Annotated in this window: 17 protein-coding genes; 3 read left to right on the forward strand and 14 right to left on the reverse strand. The window is 37.8% G+C overall.

The features are described 5' to 3' along the window. Positions 1 to 22 precede the first annotated feature (22 nt). The 7 genes from yihA to IEV09_RS02795 all read right to left on the reverse strand — a co-directional run bounded on the left by yihA (position 23) and on the right by IEV09_RS02795 (position 5,892). Positions 23 to 607, reverse strand: a complete 585-nt coding sequence (gene yihA / locus IEV09_RS02765) for a ribosome biogenesis GTP-binding protein YihA/YsxC (protein WP_188366722.1) — start codon at positions 605 to 607, stop codon at positions 23 to 25. Between the two features lie 179 nt (positions 608 to 786). Further along, complete coding sequence (gene clpX / locus IEV09_RS02770) at positions 787 to 2,025, reverse strand: ATP-dependent Clp protease ATP-binding subunit ClpX (protein WP_188366723.1); 1,239 nt, start codon at positions 2,023 to 2,025, stop codon at positions 787 to 789. Between the two features lie 265 nt (positions 2,026 to 2,290). Next, positions 2,291 to 3,574 carry a trigger factor gene (gene tig, locus IEV09_RS02775; RefSeq protein WP_188366724.1) on the reverse strand — a complete coding sequence of 428 codons (1,284 nt, stop codon included), beginning with the start codon at positions 3,572 to 3,574 and terminating at the stop codon, positions 2,291 to 2,293. A gap of 111 nt (positions 3,575 to 3,685) precedes the next feature. Continuing rightward, positions 3,686 to 4,615: a tetratricopeptide repeat protein gene (locus IEV09_RS02780; RefSeq protein ID WP_188366725.1), complete on the reverse strand. Its 930-nt coding sequence runs from the start codon at positions 4,613 to 4,615 to the stop codon at positions 3,686 to 3,688. A gap of 15 nt (positions 4,616 to 4,630) precedes the next feature. Further along, entirely contained in the window at positions 4,631 to 4,915 is a 285-nt protein-coding gene (locus IEV09_RS02785; RefSeq protein WP_188366726.1) for a hypothetical protein, read from the reverse strand. Positions 4,916 to 4,994: 79 nt separating this feature from the next. Further along, positions 4,995 to 5,654, reverse strand: coding sequence for a Crp/Fnr family transcriptional regulator (locus tag IEV09_RS02790; protein ID WP_188366727.1), 660 nt, complete (start codon positions 5,652 to 5,654; stop codon positions 4,995 to 4,997). 16 nt (positions 5,655 to 5,670) lie between these two features. Further along, positions 5,671 to 5,892 (reverse strand): heavy-metal-associated domain-containing protein, encoded by a 222-nt coding sequence (locus IEV09_RS02795; RefSeq protein WP_188366728.1) that lies wholly within the window; start codon positions 5,890 to 5,892, stop codon positions 5,671 to 5,673. 167 nt (positions 5,893 to 6,059) lie between these two features. On the opposite strand from IEV09_RS02795, the gene IEV09_RS02800 reads away from it, so the two are divergent. Further along, on the forward strand, positions 6,060 to 6,245 hold the full coding sequence (locus tag IEV09_RS02800; protein WP_188366729.1) for a hypothetical protein: 186 nt from the start codon (positions 6,060 to 6,062) through the stop codon (positions 6,243 to 6,245). Between the two features lie 43 nt (positions 6,246 to 6,288). Here the strand turns inward: IEV09_RS02800 and IEV09_RS02805 are convergent, their stop codons facing one another. From IEV09_RS02805 to IEV09_RS02825, 5 genes are all read right to left on the reverse strand, one after another. Continuing rightward, complete coding sequence (locus tag IEV09_RS02805) at positions 6,289 to 7,437, reverse strand: class C sortase (RefSeq protein WP_188366730.1); 1,149 nt, start codon at positions 7,435 to 7,437, stop codon at positions 6,289 to 6,291. Then, positions 7,427 to 8,662 carry a class C sortase gene (locus tag IEV09_RS02810; protein WP_188366731.1) on the reverse strand — a complete coding sequence of 412 codons (1,236 nt, stop codon included), beginning with the start codon at positions 8,660 to 8,662 and terminating at the stop codon, positions 7,427 to 7,429. Before IEV09_RS02810 ends, IEV09_RS02805 begins: the two co-directional genes overlap by 11 nt. Positions 8,663 to 8,785: 123 nt before the next feature. Next, positions 8,786 to 10,276 (reverse strand): SpaH/EbpB family LPXTG-anchored major pilin, encoded by a 1,491-nt coding sequence (locus IEV09_RS02815; protein WP_188366732.1) that lies wholly within the window; start codon positions 10,274 to 10,276, stop codon positions 8,786 to 8,788. Between the two features lie 26 nt (positions 10,277 to 10,302). Next, complete coding sequence (locus tag IEV09_RS02820; protein ID WP_188366733.1) at positions 10,303 to 11,109, reverse strand: pilin N-terminal domain-containing protein; 807 nt, start codon at positions 11,107 to 11,109, stop codon at positions 10,303 to 10,305. Position 11,110: 1 nt separating this feature from the next. Continuing rightward, positions 11,111 to 14,608 carry a SpaA isopeptide-forming pilin-related protein gene (locus tag IEV09_RS02825; protein WP_188366734.1) on the reverse strand — a complete coding sequence of 1,166 codons (3,498 nt, stop codon included), beginning with the start codon at positions 14,606 to 14,608 and terminating at the stop codon, positions 11,111 to 11,113. A 333-nt stretch (positions 14,609 to 14,941) separates the two neighbouring features. Here IEV09_RS02825 and IEV09_RS02830 point away from each other — a divergent pair, with 333 nt between their 5' ends. Then, positions 14,942 to 16,405, forward strand: coding sequence for a helix-turn-helix domain-containing protein (locus IEV09_RS02830; protein WP_188366735.1), 1,464 nt, complete (start codon positions 14,942 to 14,944; stop codon positions 16,403 to 16,405). Positions 16,406 to 16,467: 62 nt separating this feature from the next. Here the strand turns inward: IEV09_RS02830 and thrC are convergent, their stop codons facing one another. Together thrC and IEV09_RS02840 are read right to left on the reverse strand one after the other, a co-directional pair. After that, positions 16,468 to 17,964 (reverse strand): threonine synthase, encoded by a 1,497-nt coding sequence (thrC, locus tag IEV09_RS02835; RefSeq protein ID WP_188366736.1) that lies wholly within the window; start codon positions 17,962 to 17,964, stop codon positions 16,468 to 16,470. Between the two features lie 80 nt (positions 17,965 to 18,044). After that, positions 18,045 to 19,274, reverse strand: coding sequence for a M28 family metallopeptidase (locus IEV09_RS02840; protein ID WP_188366737.1), 1,230 nt, complete (start codon positions 19,272 to 19,274; stop codon positions 18,045 to 18,047). A gap of 118 nt (positions 19,275 to 19,392) precedes the next feature. Between IEV09_RS02840 and queG the strand changes: the two genes are divergently transcribed. Further along, the gene (queG, locus tag IEV09_RS02845) at positions 19,393 to 20,565 is read left to right on the forward strand and encodes a tRNA epoxyqueuosine(34) reductase QueG (protein WP_188366738.1); all 1,173 of its coding nucleotides are present in this window, start codon (positions 19,393 to 19,395) and stop codon (positions 20,563 to 20,565) included. The last annotated feature ends 75 nt before the right edge of the window (positions 20,566 to 20,640 follow it).

Here is a 20,640-nt window from a genome sequence, read left to right on the forward strand (position 1 = left end):
TCCTTCTGGTGATATTTTTTAATTAATACATGCGTTTCTCTATTGCCGCCCAAGCAGCATCTTTCCCCATCTTTGTTTCTGATGAGAAGAGAATAAAATCATCGGTTGCTTCAAATTCAAGCGCCTTTTTCACAATACTTTCATGTTTATTCCACTTCCCACGAGGGATCTTGTCTGCTTTTGTTGCCACAACAATAACTGGAATATCATAATATTTTAAAAATTGATACATTTGAACATCTTCTTCTGTTGGTTTATGTCTTAAATCAACCAATGAAATCACCGCTCGCAATTGCTCACGTTGTGTCATGTATGTTTCAATCATTTCGCCCCACTTAGCACGCTCCGTTTTTGAAACTTTTGCGTAACCATAGCCTGGAACATCGACAAAGTGTAAGGCATTCTCAATTAAATAAAAATTAAGGGTCTGCGTTTTCCCTGGTTTAGAAGAAGTTCGTGCTAAATTCTTCCTGTTAATTAACGTATTAATAAATGATGATTTTCCCACGTTCGAACGCCCTGCTAAGGCAATTTCTGGTAGTTGCGTATCTGGATATTGAGCGGGTGAAACCGCACTAATAATAATTTCTGCTGAATGAACATTCATTTTTTCTCACTCCTTTAATTTTGTTAAATAAACAACCGTAGGGCTGTGACTTATGTCATAGCCCTCAGTTTTTATAACGGTGTTTACAGTCAACTCTTATGACATCTTCACTAAATACAAGTCATCATATTTAGTGAAGATTTTTTTAGAGTAAAATGACTGTTGTTGCACCTCTTTTTTTATCCGACTTTTTTCTCACGGTAGATAATCGTTGGATGGCTACTTTGCGTTGCCGCTTCTTTTGTGATAATTACTTTTTCAATCTCTTCATCTGAAGGGATATCAAACATCACATCCATCATGATATCTTCAATAATCGAACGTAATCCGCGTGCACCAGTATTTCTTTCAATTGCTTGTTTAGCAATAATATGGAGTGCATCGTCTTCAAATTCTAAAATTGTTCCATCTAAAGCAATTAACTTCTTGTACTGCTTTACAAGGGCATTTTTGGGTTCTGTCAAAATATGAACAAGGTCTTGTTCTGTTAATTTATCTAACGCAGCCATCACTGGTAAACGACCAATAAATTCAGGAATTAAACCAAATTTTAATAGGTCTTCAGGAATGATATGCTTCATGATGCTTTCTTCATCCCCAATTTTTTGGTTGTTTGCTCCAAAACCAATTGTCTTTTCACCCATACGGTTTTTGACAATTGTTTCGATTCCGTCAAACGCACCACCTACGATAAATAAAATATCTGTCGTATCGATTTGAATCATTTCTTGTTGAGGGTGCTTACGCCCGCCTTGAGGTGGAACGCCTGCTACTGTACCTTCTAAAATTTTCAGTAAGGCTTGCTGTACCCCTTCCCCAGAAACATCTCGTGTAATCGAAACATTCTCGCCTTTACGCGCAATCTTATCAATTTCATCGATATAAATAATTCCTTTTTGGGCACGTTCAACATCAAAATCTGCTGATTGAAGTAGTTTCAGTAAAATATTTTCAACGTCATCGCCTACATAACCGGCTTCAGTTAAACTTGTCGCATCAGCAATTGCAAACGGGACATTTAAACTACGAGCTAGTGTTTGAGCCAAGAATGTCTTACCTGAACCCGTAGGTCCGATTAAACAAATATTACTCTTTTGTAATTCCACTTCATCTTCATCAATCTCTGCATTGACACGTTTATAATGGTTATAAACCGCTACCGCTAACGCACGTTTTGCTCGATCTTGACCGATAACATATTGATTTAAAGTCGCTAATAGCTCTTTAGGTTTTGGCACTTCCATAAATTCAAAAGGACTTTCTTCGAAAAACTCCTCATCAAGAATATCTTTACACAGCTCAATACACTCATCGCAAATGTAAACTCCTGGACCAGCAACGATTTTTCTTACTTCATCTTGGGCCTTCCCACAAAATGAGCAACGTACTGGATGGTTATCTTTTGTATTTTCGTACACAGCGTTCACTCCTTGTTGTTTTGCTACATATAAACGAAAAAAAGCTTCATTTAACAACCTTTGCACATTCTAACATAGTTCAATAAAAAGAAAAAGGTTTTCAGACAATTGAATTAAAGAATTCTAAAGATGTTTATTTTAAAAAAATAGATTTAAAACAAGCAGAAGCTTCATTTTTTGAAAGTACAGAACACGCATCTGACAATCTTTAGACAGAAAAACTGTCTGAAGGCAAAGCCTCAGACAGTTAATTACTGACAATTAATTATTCAGCTTCAACAGCTGTAGAAGTAATTAATTCTACGGCTTTTTTCATTGTAATATCATGTTTTAACATATCTTCTGATAATACACGACGAACTTGAGCTTCAGGCATGTTGTAGCCTTCTGCTAATTCTTTGATTTCAGCTTCGATTTCTTCTTGAGTTGTTTCGAAACCTTCAGCTTTAGCAATCGCTTCGATAACTAAGTTTGTTTTCACACGGTTATCCGCTTCGCCTTCAAATTGTTTATGTAGGTCTGCTTCTGTTGAGTTTGTTAATTGGTAGTACATTTCAGGTTGGATGCCTTGACGTTGCATATTATTTAGGAATTCATCCATTGCACGGTGCACTTCATCGTGAACCATTACGTGTGGTAATTCTAAGATTTCTGCACCTTCAACAGCTAAACGAATCGCTGCTTCTTCAAGAGCGTCTTTTGCTGCTTCTTCTTTGCTTGTTTTCATTTCAGCTAAGAATTTTTCTTTTAATTCTGCTAATGTTTCAACTGAATCATCAACATCTTTAGCAAACTCATCATCTAATTCAGGTAATTCTTTACCTTTCACTTCATGAATCGTTACTTTAAAGATTGCTTCTTTACCAGCTAAATCTTCTGCTTGGTAGTCTTCTGGGAAAGTAACTGTTACGTCTGTTGCTTCGCCAGCAGCTTTACCTACTAATTGCTCTTCGAAACCTGGAATGAATGAACCAGAACCTAATTCTAATGAATAGTTCTCGCCTTTTCCACCTTCAAAAGCTTCTTCACCTACGAAACCTTCAAAGTCGATAACAACTGTATCGCCATTGATCGCTGCTTCTTCTTTAACGATTAATTCAGCGTGTTGTTTTTGTAAGTCAGCAATACGTGCATCGACGTCTGCTTCTGTTACTTCACGGTCTTGTTTTTCAACTGTTAAGTTTTTGTATTTACCTAATTTAACTTCAGGTTTAACTGTTACTTTAGCAGTTACTACCCAATCTTCGCCTTTGTTCATGCTTTCAACGTCGATCTCTGGGCGTGATACTGGATCAATTCCAGCTTCCGCTACAGCTGCGTCATAGTTTGCTGGTAAAACAGCATTTAAAGCATCTTCGTATAATGATTCTTCACCATACATACGATTAAATACGCTACGGCTTACTTTTCCTTTACGGAATCCCGGTACGTTTAAGTTCTTTTTAACTTTGTCAAAGGCAATCTTTAAGCCTTTTTGAATATCTTCTTGTTTAACAGAAAATGTTAATACGCCTTCATTAGTGGCTGTTTTTTCCCATTTTGCAGTCATGTGTTTCCCTCCGAATAACTAATTGATTTACATATGAAATAGCTTCATGCATACCCTTTGATAGTACACTAACACTTGATAAAAGTAAACATTTTAAATGAAAAATATCTTTTACATTAAGTCTTGATAGATTTTCCGTAACTTTTGTTTTGTTTGTTGAATTTTTTGGTAGTCATTTAATCCCTCAAGTGCCTGTTCATCACCAAACATCCCTTTGTACTCTAGACTATAACTTTCAACCCAGTTTGGAACATCTGTAAGTTCGGGTAAAAAAGGATAGAGTAAGGAAAAGTGCGCTTGTCCTTCCATCGCAATGCCTTCAGCGATTTGTGGATCTTCATTTTCCCAAGATTCTGCAGCTAAGCGTAAAAACAAGGTCATTTGTGGCGCTTGGTTTAGAGGTATTACTTCTGATAAGTCGACTTCTTGCGACACACCGTCAATTGTTTTGAAAATAAGTTTTTCTTTAACACCGCAAAAAATCAGTTCCTCTACTACTTTTGGCACTAAGAATGGATTCTGAGCGGTTGGTAAATATTTTTTAACGAAATGAATAAAGCGACTGAGTGATAATCCTTTTACCCATTTTCTCCATTTTCTACCTAGAATTGGTTGCTGCTCTTGACTCCACTTCGAAAATAATTGTTCTTTGATTTGTAAATCACGTTCGCCTATAAATTCTTGGGTTGTTTCAAGTTGAATTAAATCCGCTTGTAACTTTTCATTCGGAATTTTTTGTAACAGACGATGAACGAATAAATATTGACTATCTAATAGAAGTAAACGAACATACTGCTCAAATAAATCTGCTTGCTCCAGATAATACGTTTCGTATTCTTGTGCATAAAAAATGGCACCCTCAAAATCGCCAAGCAAACGATAAATTTCAACTAATTGCCGCACCGTTTCAAAAGAAGGATTGAACGCATAGAGTGCTTCAAAGTCTTTCTTGGCGGATAAATAATCTTGAGCCACCATTTTTCGCGTACCGCTTGCAAATAGTTGTTTTTCCTTGTCAGGAAATGGAATCATATCGGACATTATTCCCCCTACTTTCTAGTAGTGATGTTTCATAACAATAACGGTTTCGACTGGACCCTCGGCTTGATTTTTTTCCGCTTTTTCGAGCAAGCTGTAACCTTCAAATACTTCACCGTTTAATGGATCTTCAATTTGAAAGACTTGTGCTTTTTCGACAACAAGACTACCATTATCAATTTCTTGAATGCTATCCCAGCCTGTGTCTAGGAAGATTTTTGTTTCATCTGTTAGATTTAAGGTTTCCATTTGTTTTAACGCTTCTTTTAGATCACCATAAGTCATTTGTTTTTTATTTTCCATTTCATCGCTCCTTCCTAAACTTTTTCCTCTTTCTATTGTAACGAATTTTTATGAAAAAAACACAAAAAATGTTGAAAATTTAGATTTCTTCTAAACTTTCAACATCTAATAACTCAATTTGATTGCGATTGACCGTTAAGTAACCTTCATCGCTTAAAAATTTGAACTTACGTGACAAAGTCTCTGGCGTTGTACCTAAAAAAGCGGCTAATTCTTTCTTTTTCATCGGCAGCGTTAACTGAAGGCTATTTGATACTTTATACAGGTCAACTAAATAATTGGCTAAACGCTCTTCAATTCGTTCCATGACAAGAAATTGTGATTGTTGTTCTAAGCTAGTGACTTTGCTTGCTGTCAAGGTCAATAATTTCAAACTTAACTGTGGGAATGAAACGAGTAAATCCTGAAAATCTTGTTTATTAATCATACAAATCTCGCTTTTTTGCAAAGCTTCAACAAATAAGTTCTCATTCACAGCACCAAAGATCGTATTTTCTCCCTCATAGCCTCCAGGTTCCACGACACGCAGCAACTGCTCTTTACCATTCACCGATAATTGATAGACTTTCATCGCGCCTTTAGCGACAATCGCCAAATGTTCGGGACCCCCGGGCACCATGATTTGTTCCCCTTTTTCAAACGACTTATGAGTCGCCACTTGATTGACTAACCGTTGATTTTCTAAATCTAGATGATTAAATAAAGGAACGAGTGTCACACATAAATGCTCCGCTTTCATTTGTTACACTTCCCGTCTATCTTACTTTTGTTGATAATACATCAAAACCAACGGATTCAATAACTTTTGCTACTGCATCAACCGTGGTTTTTTCCGAATCAATCTCTGCCTTTACTTTACTCGCATTAAAGAGAACTTTCAAGTTTTGTACGCCATCAATATTCCCTACTGCAGTTTCGATTTTTTGCAAACACGTCGGACAAACCAATTCTTCTAATTGTAAAATAATTTTTTGCATCTTTAACACTCCTCATTCTATTTAAAAGCGTCTCGCTTTATCTAACTTCAGTATAGCTCTTTAAACAAACGTTTCCTTGATAGGTATCAAGAATTTGTTTTTTCTTTCGCTTTTATGACTAGAATCGGCTACAATAAGAATATCACTTGTGAAAAGAAGGTTAAAAGATGTCAGTTAAACGTTTTGTTCAATTATTTGTTTTTTATTTACTGTCCATTGTTATCGCCATTCCTTTAACGAATTTTTTCAATATTGAAGCGACATGGCTTTATTATCTTGTGATTAGTATTATTGGGTTTTTCGTTTTATCCTTGCCACTAACGATTATGACGATTCAAAAATCAAAAAAATAAACCATAAAACTCGACAACTTTTCTAAGTTGTCGAGTTTTTTTATTAGCTATGAACTTCATTCAAAGAAAATGTCGGTCTTAAGCGAAATCCTTTTAACGATTTCCGACTATAGACTTTCGCTGTTTGTCCTTTCTTTTTGATGCCAACTTTTAGGTGCCCTTTCATTCCTGTAAAACGCAACTGATACATCCCGCCCGGTAAATTATCGAATAAAATCTGACCCTTTCTATCAGGTGCCACCGCAAAAATCTCGCCATTACGCATCAGCGGTTTTGTCCCTCTACGATTGTATAAAACAACCTTTTGCGGGAGTGGTTGGACGCCTGGCTCTAAGGTCAAGGCTAAATCAAAGCGTTCTTTTTTCAATCGTTCAAAATAAATCAGACGAACGATCAATCCTAAACTGGTCAATACGAGTAAAATAGTCCCACCTAAAATACTTAGCTGCTTCCATTTTCGGACTTGTTTTCCTTTTACTGCCGCTTTTTTGATTGCCGGTGTAAAGGGCACACGATGCCCAGTTACAAGCAAACGATGAGAGTTTATCATATAAGGTGTACACGTTACTAACGTCACTAAATCTTGCTCGTCTTGAATTTTCAACGAAGACGTTTCATGTGGCTCAACGACACGAATGTCATTGACTTCATATGCCAAGGTCTCCCCTAAAACATTTAATAAAAATAAATCCCCAACCACTAATTTCGGTAAGTTTGTAAAAAGCTCTCGTTGCGGTAAACCTCGATGACCAGTAATCACAGAATGTGTCCCTTCGCCTCCTACAGGCTGTGACGTCCCGTTTAAGACTGTCGCACCCGATTCTAACAATCCAGCAGTCGTCGTATCAAACAGAGGGATATCGAGTGCTAATTTAGGGATATTAATCGTTCCTAATAAGTGTTGATCGTAGACTTCTTTTGAAACCACTTGGGTTACAGCCTCATTGAATGGATCATCACCAATCATTAAACCTGATTCTTTCAAAGCCTCATTTTTTTCGAGTAATGCTTTTTGCTGTGCAGCGTATTCAGAAGCCTCTTTCTTTTGAAAACTTTCCATTCGGACTTCGTCAAGGTAACTATTTAAGGCATCAATATAAAACGGATAAAACATGATTAAACAGCCAATTAGAAAAATAACAATCATCGCAATTTTTGCAATTAGTGGATTTTTTTTCCGTTTACTTGCCATCTTTTTTCACCTCGTTAATCTGATAAGCCTTGATTGGTGTTTTGATTACTTTTCGTTTTAAAAGTGGCATGGTAATCATGAAAATCGAATCTTTCAAAAGCCATATTTCGCCTCGAACTTTCAAGCTTTGATCTGCTGATATCGCACGATAGATGCCTCCTGGGACTTGTTTGAACGAAACCAACCCTTTTGTATCACTCCTTGCTTGAAACGGTTCTCCTAAGGGATTAAGCACCGGTTTGTCACGTTTCCCTACCAATGTAAACACAATATCGGACACTGGCGAACCATTCTCAAAATAGTAAAATTCAAAATTGTACGTTCCTTTCAAGCTTTGATAATAAACATATTTACGCCACATCCAATAAAAAGTGAGGGCAAAAAAGATTGGAATCAATAACATATAAATTTGGAAACGCCGGCGATGGTATTGTTGTGTTGCCTTTACTTCTGCCTTAATTTCCTCCTCTGGGTACGGTACACGTTTTCCAGTGACTAATAAGCGATGTGTATTAATCATATAGGGGGTACACGTTAATAGTGTCACCAAGTCTTCGCCATCTTGAATGACTAACGATTCGAACTCGTGTGGTAACACCACATCAAACTCAAAAATCTCGTAAGCTAATTTTTCGCCCGCAATATCAACAAAAAACAAGTCGCCCGCTTTTAACTTCTCTAAGTCAGTAAAGAGCTTCTTCTCAGGAATCGCACTATGTCCCGTAATTACCGAGTGTGTACTGGGTCCCCCGATTGGAAAGGAGGTTCCTTGTAAAATCGTCGCCCCTTTTTCTAACAAAAGATTATTTGTTTCGCGAAATAAAGGTAAGCTCACATGAATCGAGGGGATATAAATCGCGCCAACTGTGTATTCTTCAAAATATTCACGTCCCGGTGACTTTTGATTGCCGATTGCTTCATCAAATGGATCTTCGACTAAACCCATCCCAGGAATATTGTTTAACTTCCCTTGCGCTAAAAGTTCCGCATTCTTAGCCGCAAGGTCTTCTTTTTGTTTTTGTAGTTGTTCAATGTTTTGTTTTTCCGTCTCAACTTGTAGTGCCGCAAGGTTTTTTTGATCATAATAGTTATTGATCGCATCGGAAATAAATGGATAAGAAAAAACTGCTGCCCCAGTGACAAATAAAACAAACATCACTACTTTTAAAAGAACATTCATTTGTTCTTTTTTCATTTTCGGTTTCTTTTCTTTACTTGATGCCATCTCCTCACTCCCTTTATTTGCTTAAAATTTAACGGTGAGATAGATTATCCAATCCAGCCCACCGTTAAATTTTAAGCAGTTGAAGCACGATTTCTCGCACTTCAACTACTCGTTATTCAATTTTTAAACTTCTGCGTGTTCTTTTGAACGTTTGAACCAGAAGTATGCTCCAGCCATCATCATTGAACCGATGATTAAGAACGCATAGATTCCTGATCCACCAGTTGAAGGAAGAAGTCCTTTAGGTACGTTGTTTACAATTAGACGAAGCTCCTCTGTTGAGCCATATCCTCCTGCTGCTACTGTAAATTCTACATTATCTGCTAGTAATACGTAGCCATCAGGTGCTGCAGTTTCTTTCAATTCATAGTTACCAACTGTTAAACCGGTCACTTTGAATGTACCATCTGCTCCAGCTGTTACGACTGTCGCATCTGCTTCAGTTCCCCAACCATCGAAAGCATATTCACCCAGAGCGTTTGATGTGAATTTTGCCCATTGGTCGCCTTTTTTAACTTTGAATTCTGCGCCTGCCAACCCTTTGGCTGTGTGCTTATCTTTTTTAATAAATTGTTTACCACCAGTAAACACACCTGGAGGAGGCGTAATCGCTACTTCTGTACCGTTATTCACTCGAACACTCGCATTATTTTCAATCACTGTGTCCGGTACAGCATCTTCAGTTAGAACCATGTCGTAAGTAATGATTAACGTCTTACTTGCCAATGCTCTAACTGCTGCATCGCCCATTGTCAAAGTAACAGTGATATCAGATGTTGGTGTTGCTGGTGTTACAGTATAAGCCGCAGCTGGTAAAGCTAGACCACCTTCGTCTTTTACCGTGATAGCACTTGGATTTGCTACTGCCATTCCAGCTCCTGGCGTATCTTTAATAACAAAACTTGTTCTTGTTCCAATATTTGCTGGAATTTGAACAGTCAATTTGTAGCTCAAAATATCACCAATTTGCACGTTGCGATACTCGGTACCTCCGATTTCCACTAAATCAAAACTGTCTTTATTAGTCATTTCTTTCTTATTTTCTGCTGTTACGTTCTTCGGATAGACATGAATATCAGTATTTAGTTCACCATCCGCATCCATCGCTGTATAAATTGGCATTGCTAGGATGAATGGTAAAGCTGTTTGAATAATCGTTGGTGTAGCAGGTGCGGTTGTTTCAACGAACAAGTACGCCGCATCTTTACCACTTGAAATTAACGGTAAATCTGTAAATACTGTTGTGCCATCAGGATCTGTTGTTAATTGCTCAGTAGCCACAACCGTAAATCCTGTACCACCACCAGTATAGTCTGCAATAACAGCATTCATTGCTGCTGTTTGATCTCTTCCCGTAAGTGCTGCATGGTACTTATCCGTTACATCATATACGGTAAATCCTGCTCCAGCTAATGGATCACCACCGAAATCAGGCATTTCTAGACCAGTATTTAACTTTAACTCAGGAAATTCATCTTTAAAGACACGCTTATGAACAGTGACATTGGCTGTTTCAACTTCAGTTACAGCGGATGCACTTAAACTACCGGCAAACAATGGTAATAACAATAGGACAGCGGCTACAATCTTCCAAACTTTTTTGATTGAATTCATTTTCTCTTCCTCCCATATTTCTTTTTTTAATGCGTTTTTTTGTTGGAATTTCTTTTGAACCAAATAATACTAATCGTCCCGACAATGACGAGTCCGAATAGACCAATCATCGATTTTGCTTCACCTGTTTGCGGTAAGCGACCGGTTGGCTTAGGTGTAACGGGCGTTACCGGTGTTGTTGTCGGAGGCGGGGTTTTCCCACCAGTTTGTGGCAAGCGACTACGTAGGATTGATTTTGGATACAAGTGAACGGTTGATAAGAATGCTTCTTCACCGTTTGTGTCTGGATTGGCTACTGGAAAACTAATTAACATAGGTGCTGCAATGGAACGAATCGTTGTATTCGCTGGGAGTCCCGCTTTTTCAAGAATAATCAACATTGTTTGATCTGTTAAATTCTCGATACTAATCGTTGCAATCCCAACTTCTCCATCAAGTGTTCCTGTGGTTACTTCACCTAGTTTATTTCCTTCCGTTAATTCTGCTCTTAAAGAATCTAAATCTGCATCTAAAACGGCTTGTTCAATCTCTTCATCCGAATAATCAGCCTGTAATCGAGTAATGTACTCTGTTGCATCATATACTTCAAAGACAGCACCGTTTAATCCAAACGTTTTTTGTGGATTTGCTAAATCATCGCTTTTATCTAGCTCAACACCGTTATTCACTCGAAGTTCGGCTTCTGCGTTAGAGTCAAGAAACACACGCTTATGAATCACGATTGTAGTTGCTTCAGTTGGTACCTCTTCTGCCCGAACAGTCGTTCCTAATAAACCTAGAGGCAATGCGAGAAAGAACAATGCGATATAAATTAAAATTTTCCCTCGTTTCATCTTACTCTGCCCCCTTCCGGTTACGATAGACATAGTAGATGCCAATTGCTCCAGCCAGCGCGACTAAAACGAGTGTTGCAATCAAGAATTGTTGCGTTCCTTGACCACCAGTCGAAGGCAACTGACCTTTTTGACGGTTTTTGACTGTTAATTGAATCAATGTTTCTCCTTCTGTTGTTGTAGGCGTGTATGCAGTACCGTCAATTGTCACTTGACCGTTTGCGCTAATGACAATTGTCATTGGCTCCACACCAATGTATCCATTTGGAGTTCCTGTTTCAGTTAAAATGTACGTTCCTGCAGAAAGTCCTGCGTACGTAAAGATATTTTGATTCGTTGTACCTGTGATTGGCGTTTCCGGTGTCGGTAATGTGCGCTTCAAGGTGAAAGTCGCACCTTCCAACGGATCGCCTCGATTATCTTCTTTTGTTACTTTTAAGGTAAATAATCGTAAATGATTGACAACTTGGTTACCTGGTTCATTCGGCCGCTCATCGAGACCAGTTAGAACGAGATTTACTGAAGTTGTTCCTGTATCTGTTACGGTAATTGTTTTATCAGCAATTGTTTCGTAACCAGGAAGTGTATGCGTTTCTCTTAGCTTATACGTCCCTACCGGTAGATTGATATTACTAAAATCAACTTCTCCATTTGTGTTAGATGTTCTTTCGGTACTAAGTGAGGTCGTACCATCTGCTTTGAACAGCTGGAACTTAACGCCTACTAATTTATCACCATTTTGATTAACCTTGGTGAATTTACCTAGAGAGATTTTTTTCAAGTTGTTCGTCATCTTCAACGTCTTGTCATTCGCTTGAATATTTGTCGATACTGGTGTTGGAACTCCAGGATCATATCCGAGTACTCGAGCAGGTGTTTCGACGATACGATAGTTAATCACTTGTCCATTCACATAGGATGGTAAGTTGGAGAAGGTATGCTTCAAAGCGTTTCCTGTTGCGGTTTTCGCAATAGCAAAGGAACCATTCGTTACATTTTCCCAATTGTTCCCATTTTGTTTTTGAAGTTGCAAGGTAATGTCTTGACGCGTATTCCAATCGTTATTATCGTCAATCCAGATTTTTTCAACTGGTATACTAATTGTTTTACTGTGACGAACAGATGGGACAGAAAAATCTAGAGGGTCTGTAATATTTGCTGCAGTAACCGTGGTTCGTTTGTTTGCTGGATAAAATAGTCCATCCTGATATTGTTCTTTTAATTGAACCGTATACGTCAAGCGATAACCATCTCGAATATCCTCTCGTCCACCTAAATAAAGATTAGAGACGGTAATTGGATTGGTTGTTTGATCGACTACCGCATTTTTTGCGTATTGCGGTGCGTTATTGGCTGTTGTTAACACTGCGTTCAAATTCTTTGTCGCTGTATTCAATGACAAGGCATACGACTTCAAGGTGCCTCCAATTAACGAAACATAATCACTCATCGGATCAATAATATTACCATTTCGAACGACATCATTTAGCGTTAAAATTAATGTTTTGATTTGATCCAATGCGTCTCCTAGATTATCAACTGCTGCATCGTAGAAGTTACTATTCGGATCTGTTGTAGAAGAGCCTGCAAAGTTCCGTAAAATTCCCTTTGCCTGAGTGGCATAATCACCTGTCAAACCAAATCCAATTGAAATTGGAAAAATAGGTATGATAGTACTACTATTTGGTCGTCTGTTTGCTATGAAATCATTTGTTAAACCAATAACGTTTGTTCTCGGATTACCATTATTATTACCACCTAGCAAGTTATTATCACTTTCTTGCCCATTCCCAACAAATTGAACACCGTTACCTCCGCTTCTCGTAGCCGAAAATTGTAAAGTACTATTAGTATCTTGCCTAGTTTTTACTAACTTATTTTGAAAATCGGCTTGTACAGCATAATTTGATGTTCGTGGTGCATAGGTTGCAACACCGTCTGATAAGACAATTAGAACTTTTCGTGCATCTGGTCTTGCACCATAACTCGCATTTTTTAATAACTCAATTCCTCCATCGATTCCTAAGAATAGAGCTGTCCCTCCGTTAGGGTTAGAAGCTAGTAATGGATGGCGCGTTGCTGAGTTATTTCCGTCAAATTTTGTATAATCTTCTGTAAAACCAACAATGGTACTCGTCTGACTTCCCGCAGTACCGAAATCAGCCATTTTTGCATAAGGAGTGTATACAGCGTCATTACCTGTTCCACTTTGATTGTCTCCAAATGCAACTAATCCCATTTTAATGTTACCAGGCTCAAAACTTGCTTCCATCAAATCTTTTGAAAATTTAGCTAATTCTGTTTTTAAATTTGCCCAACGAGGAGAATTGTTAGCAGTCATACTTCCAGACTTATCAATTACAAACACGACATCTATCTTATTCGTTGTTCGGTTCGTTCCACCGATAACATCGAGCTCGATATCGAATTTAGTTGGATCGGCTGTTGGCTTCACTGTTTTCTTCATTAGTACGTCAGTTAGTCCTTCACCAAATTGATAACTATGGTAACCATCATTAAAATTATTTTGTCCTAAAATATGTTCGATCGATGGAATCGTTCCACCTGGTACATCTGTTCCAAAATCAAAGTTTTTAATATTTACATTTGTGCCTGTTCCAGGTAAATACTTATTTGTTCCATGTGTCGGAAATGTCCCTGTACCATCTGTTGTGTAGTCAAATGGTGTTCCTGTATCCGCTAGCGCCTCAACAGATAATGGTCCAATAAAACCCGGTGCAGACTGGATGTATCTACTATTGTTTTTTTGAGGTACCGGGGCTTCACTTTCTGAACTTCCTTCTTCACTACCTTCACTCGGGGAAGATTCTGTCTTACTTGATTCTGTTGTACTTGTTGACTCTTCTGAACTTTCAGTTTCTTTAATGCTACTGTCTACTTCGGTCGTTTCAACGGGGGAAGTTTCAACTGTTGTATCAGTTGACGCTTGAACAATCGGAGCGGACAATGTGTGAGAATCAGCAAATGGCGCGACTAAAATATTTTCTGTTAGTACTTTTTCTTGGCTCATCGTGGTTGCTTCTGGTGTTTCACCTGCAACTTCGACTTCATTCGTAACTTCTTCATCGATTTGAACTTTCAATTGTAATTCGCTTACATTTGAAGCGGTTCGAATCGTTACGGTTCCTTTTCCAGTTTGGCTGAGTGCTTCTGTTTGGAACCAATTGTCTGCACTGGTTGTCCATCCAGCGAGCTGCTCAGGTTGAATCACATCCCTTTCATCTTGATTGAATACTTTGATTTTGATTCGCCGTGTATGATTTTCAGCCGGAACTCCCATTGAATAGTTGATTTCCCAAAGTAACTCTTCATTCACTTGTCTCGAAGTAGTCGAAACATTTAAATAATCACTCTGAATAATCGTTTGTTTAACTTCTTCTGGTGATTGCGCATAAGCAATATACACTTGAAAGAAGTTCGGCAAAACACTAATCAATAACAGTAATAACGAAAACCAAACCATTCCTTTTTTTCTCATTGTCTACCCTCCTATCCTCTCTTTATGACACTTCACTTTTTAAAGACTCATAAATATTTAAGTAAAGATTTTTTTGTCACAATTAGATAGAATTTTTTTGTAAAAGGCCGATGTTTCTACTTTGAAGTGACGTACATTAGAATATGATAAGTAACAATAAATTGACTGTCCTACTGACTATAGATCACAATATATGTGACTATCCACTAAACAAATCTTACCATTTTCTAATCATATCTTCATGTTCTTATTATCATGAATCATAGACGAATATTTGGACATAGTTATTCACAAAAATCAGAGTATAATGTTCTTTATAGGAGGTATAAGAACATGATTAATGGACAAATGACTTTGGTAGCACCGTTGGGTTTAGATCGTGATTTTTTATTAAAGAGCCATTTATTACAAGTATTAGATAATGCCCATGATTTTTTAACAACTTCAGAAATTGCCAAACAAATCCCACAATTTAGTATTGATGTGATCCAGCAAACTTGTCGGATGTTGAAAGAAGACCTTCATGTATTTTTTCCTGAACCTGCATGTGAATTTATTATTAGTAAACGTTCTGGTATTCGGTTAATCCGTCGAAACGTAACATTAAAACAATTAATTAACCACTACGCTCAGCAAGATTTATCGTTCATCTTAATCCAGAAACTATTCCTTCACCGTGAGATTGTCTCCATTGACTTCTATGAAGAACATCATATTAGTGAATCCACGTTACGGCGAAAAGTTAGAAGCATTAACGCAACCATTAATAATTATGACATTCACATTACATTTGCCCAAAAAATAAAATTAACTGGCTCTGAATTTGCTATTCGTTCTTTTTACTTCTCTTTTTTATTTTTGTTGTATCGCCAACTATCCTCGCTCCCACTGCTAGATGAACAAGGTTTTTTTGAATCACGATCACTAAAAATATTAGACTATTTAGAAACTTCATTAACTCTTCGGGAATTTGATATCTTTGCACTTGTTTACTACACTTATGAACAGGGTGTTTATGCAGGGATTCCCCTTCAATTGTCCGAAAAGGAAAAATACTTGTTTCAACAATTTCATTTTCCACCGAAACCCCCATTTTTAAATAATTGGTCATTGATCGAATGGCAGTTTTTTCTACTTTTCTTATACTCATCTGAGCTACTTCATTATAATTTCAAGGTCTCTTTAAAAGATTCTGCCTTTAATGAAGTTCTAGACGATAGTACCAATTGGGTTCATGCTTTTCAGCAAACTTTTCACCCTTTAACGGTTCGACAGCAACAAGCCGTTTTTCACTCAATTAGTAAATATATCACTCTTTCTCATTTCGTTTTTATGCGAGATGAAATTTTCTTCCTTTTTAGAATTGTCAATTACAGTCATCTTGAACAAGCAGCTCCTAATTATTACAAGCGCTTTCTTGTATTTTGGAAGACTTTCTGTCAAAAGTCCCCTCATTTAGATACGAATCTTTTTCGATTAAAAAGCTTTACATTAATGACATACTTCTCGCCACTCGTTGCACCTTTAGCCCCCGTTACAATTGCTATTTATTCTGAATTTGCTGGTTTCTTATCAAAGTATCTAAGTGACCGGCTAACGATTCATTTCCAAGCATTTTATCAATTGACCTTTGTAGACTCCTTTTTAGACGCGGATTTAATTATTTCTACGACGCCTTTGCATCCTGATGAATTATTAGGAACGCCAGCAATCATCGTTGAACCGACACTTAATATAGCCGATCTCTTATTAATCCAAGATAAAATCCAAGTAATTGTTAACGAGCGGACAGAGTAACAAAAAAACCACCTTTAAGCCCATTATTCTTTTGGACTTAAAGGTGGTTTTACCTATTCATATTAGTTGGTTGATAAATTTAAGATACCTTCTACGGCTGTTTGCATTGCGTCTACTGCTACGACTTGCGTATGACGCACAGGTAAGGTTTCAAGTTCTTTTACTTCGTTCGGTAACGCGATACCCGTCAATGTTTCCAATTGTTGGACAAGTTCAAAATCATTTTCTTTTGATTTTTCTCCAGAAATGCTTTCTACTACTGTTCTTGGGAATTTATATGGGCTTGCAGTCGAAACAATCACCATTTTATTTGAAGTATCCGTCGCAACCGCAAATTTGTCTGCGACATTTTTCGCAACAGCGGTATGTGGGTCCATCGTGTATTTCGTCTGAGCGAAAACTTCCGAAATACTCTGTTCAACTTCTGCCTCTGTTGCAAAATCAGCAAAGAAATCCGTTAATTGCTCACTCATTGCTGGCGTAATTTGATACTTTCCTTCTATTGATAAGGCGTCCATTAATGCTTTCGTTTGTATCGCATTGTCACCGGTTAAATGATAAATTAAACGTTCTAAGTTACTTGAAACTAAAATATCCATTGAAGGTGAGCTCGTTAAGTGGAATTCACGTTGGCGATTGTACTCGCCTGTTTGGAAAAAGTCGGTTAAGACATTGTTTGTATTCGATGCACAAATTAAACGATCAATCGGTACACCGATTTGCTTCGCATAATACGCCGCTAAGATGTTTCCAAAGTTACCAGTTGGAACGGAAACGTTCATTACGTCTCCATTGTTCAACTCACCTTGTTCAATCAATTGCGCATAAGCATAGACATAATAAACAATTTGCGGTAACAAACGTCCGATGTTCATTGAATTCGCTGAAGAGAATTGTTGATTGTTCTCAGCTAAAGCCGCTTTTAAAGCTTGGTCGTTAAACATTTGTTTTACAGCTGTTTGTGCATCGTCGAAGTTCCCTTTAACCGCTACCACGTGAGTATTCTCACCTGTTTGTGTCACCATTTGCTTTTCTTGAATCCAGCTGACGCCTTTTTCTGGATAAAAAACAATAATTCGTGTTCCTGGGACATCCGCAAAACCAGCCATCGCGGCTTTTCCAGTATCACCTGATGTTGCTGTTAGAATCACGATTTCATTTTCAATCTGATTTTTCTTAGCTGCAGTCGTCATTAAATAAGGCAAAATCGATAAGGCTAAATCTTTAAAGGCGAATGTTGGGCCATGAAAGAGTTCTAGGAAATAATCTTCGCCTTTTTTGACAACCGGTGCAATGGTTGGGTCACTGAATTTTTCATCATAGGCGCCTTCAACACACGCATTAATTTCTTCTGGCGTAAAATCCGTTAAAAAAGCTTGTAAAATGAATTTTGCGACTTCTTGGTAGCTCTTTTTAGCCAATTCCTCAAAGTTTAAATGCAATTTGGGCATTTCAGTTGGGACGTATAAGCCACCATCGGAAGCGAGTCCTTGTAAAATGGCTTGTGAGGCGCTCACTTTATTTTTTTCATCTCGGGTACTTTTATATACAATCGTCATCCCTACAACTCCTTAGAATTTTTCTTATTAATTTCACCATTCTATCATTTTTAGCCATAAAGGACTAGTAATTTTTGATTTTATTTATCGGTTTTGCGTAATAAGTACTTATCAAGCTCGTCTTTCATCTTTTCAGGCATCGTTGTTGGGATTGGGAAAACATCGGCACTGATAATGCGTTCTGCAAAAGCAATGATGAAATCAACCGTTTTATTGAAGCTTTCAACACTGATAAAATCAATGACGTCTTTTTTTGAATGGATGGTTGCGCCACCTACTGCCGCTCCACGTGCAAATGTAATCGCAGGAACGCCACCGTCAGCAAAAGGTGTTGAGTCACTTGGGTACACACCAGTTGATGTTTGGATACCAAAACCAAGTTCTTTTGCGACAAAATCAATATAATGCGTAATCGCTTCTTCCCCTGTCACAGAGGCGATATCTTTACCTAAAACGACACCCAACATATCTAAGTTAATATTCAATTTATATTGTGTCATTTCCTTTTGGTGAGCTGCGACATACGCAGTTGATCCAACAAGACCACGTTCTTCCGTTCCACACCATAAGAATTTCAACGTGCGTTTCGGTTTAGTTTGACTAAAATGTTTTAAGAAATCTAAAATCGCTAAGGAACCCGTCGCATTGTCATAGACACCTTTGGAATGACGAACAGAATCGTAATGACCAGAAAAACAAATCACTTCATCCTCGATTTCACCAGGCAATGTAACAACAAGGTTATGTGACGTGCGTGTACTCACTTTTCCAGATACCGCTAATTTCACCTTTTGAGGATTCAAGCGGACAAGTGTTTCAGCGTCATGAATACTCATATTCACACCAGGTAATTTCCCTAATTCTTGTAATTTCGGACGTAAATAACGCTCATCAATATCGGTGGTTTCGTCATAAACGCTACCATTAAAAGTAATAAACCCAAGAACACCCGCATCCACAATTTTTTTATAATTAGCAAACGTTAAACCACCGTTGAATAAGGCGATTTTCCCTTTGGCTTTTGCAAGACTAATGGCATTTAGGTCATCAATATAGATAAATTCGCCTTCTAACCCTTCCGTAACACCGGCTAGCCCGACACCTGTCACTTCAAAAGATTGGGCTACTGGTTCTAAGATTTCAAATGTTGCTGTGACTTCTTCTGGAAATTCAATTTCAAAAGGCTCGATTTCTACCTCTAAACCAAGTTTTTCAATTTCTTCTTTAATAATCATTGCTGCTTGATATTCTTCTTTCGAACCGGCTACACGTTCAAAAGAGAGTTTTTTCAATAATTCTAAATTTTCCATGTCAAAGACGCTCCTTTTTTTCAATTGTATTCATTATACCCTTCCTGAAAAGTGAAAACAAATCGGTTAATTATGATATGATAGCAATATATAAGTTTTATCATAGGAGGTTGACGACTTGCTTACGTTAAAAGAAAGAATTATTCAAGAAAGCAAAAATTTAGGGATTGATAAAATCGGCTTTACGACAGCTGAACCATTTGATTATTTAAAAGAATCCCTCATTGAACAAAAAGAAAAAGGCTATACTTCAGGATTCGAGCATCAAAACATTGATGAACGACTGTATCCTGAACTAACCTTTGATCAACCTCAAAGTATTATTTCGATAGCTCTTGCCTATCCGACGAAATTTCATGGTGAAATTCCTCGTGATGAAAAACGCGGACAGTTCGCGCGAGCTTCATGGGGAACAGATTACCATTTTATTTTACAAGATCGTTTAAAAAAACTGATCGACTTTATTAAAAGCCAAGCAGAAATATACCAAGGTACCGAAGAATGGCGTTTTGCTCCACAAGTTGATACAGGTGAATTTGTTGATGTTGCAGTAGCTCAACGTGCCGGTTTAGGATTTATCGGTCGCAACGGTCTCTTAATTACAGAAGAGTTTGGTTCGTTTGTTTATTTAGGAGAGATTGTAACGAATATTCAATTTGAACCCGATACACCTGTACCAAATGGTTGTGGCGATTGCACTCGTTGTATCACTGCTTGCCCGACATCCGCCTTATTAGGTGACGGCCGCATGAATGCCCAAAAATGCCTATCCTTCCAAACTCAAACGAAAGGTATGATGGCCAAAGAATACCGTAAGAAAAATCGCAATGTTGTATACGGCTGTGATATTTGCCAACTCGTCTGTCCCTATAACCAGAAAAAAGATTTCCACTTCCACCCTGAAATGGAACCAGAAGTCGACGCGGTTTTCCCTAAACTACGACCACTTTTAACCATTACCAACAAAGAATTTAAAGAACAATTTGGGCAGTTAGCGGGCTCATGGCGAGGTAAACGCACGCTTCAAAGAAATGCGATTATGGCTTTAGCCAATCTGGGAGGTCGTGAAGCTTTACCTGATATTATCGCTTGCCTAGACGATCAGCGTCCCGTCATACGTGGTACTGCCGTTTGGGCTATCGCAGAATTAACTAGACGAAACCCGGCAGAATCAATTGAGTTGTTTAATCGATTAAAGGAAACAGAAACAAATGAAGAGGTGTTAATCGAAATTGAAGATGCCTTTGAATTATTTGCCAATCCACGACGAAAAAAAATAAATCAGGAATGATGAGATCTGATATGCTCCCCTCATAGTAGACACTAGAAAAAACAAAAATTCTAGTCTACTATGAGAGGAGTTTTT

This window comes from Enterococcus alcedinis (assembly GCF_014635985.1).
GTDB classification, from domain to species: domain Bacteria; phylum Bacillota; class Bacilli; order Lactobacillales; family Enterococcaceae; genus Enterococcus_I; species Enterococcus_I alcedinis.